Consider the following 214-nt stretch of genomic DNA (forward strand, 5'->3'; position numbering starts at 1 on the left):
ATGCGTACCGGGTTGAGAAGCGGTGTAAGTGAACTGTAGCTGCCATGTTTTACGGCAGTGAGAGCAGAGATAGCGCTGATGTCCGGCAGTACTTTTACCGTTACGCACCACGCCTTCAGTAGCTGAACAGGAGGGACAGCTGATAGAAACAGAAGCCACTGGAGCACCTCAAAAACACCATCATACACTAAATCAGTAAGTTGGCACCATTACC

At 49.5% G+C, this 214-nt stretch carries 1 protein-coding gene; it reads right to left on the minus strand.

All coding sequences use genetic code 11. The annotated features are described in order from the left end of the window. Nucleotides 1–159: insertion element IS1 3 protein insA (locus tag N6P30_RS24565; RefSeq protein WP_001554827.1), on the minus strand; the 159-nt coding region annotated here is incomplete at its 3' end. Nucleotides 160–214 lie beyond the last annotated feature (55 nt).

The sequence above is a fragment of the Enterobacter sp. PL1 genome (assembly GCF_945957325.1).
Classification (GTDB): Bacteria; Pseudomonadota; Gammaproteobacteria; order Enterobacterales; family Enterobacteriaceae; genus Enterobacter; species Enterobacter roggenkampii.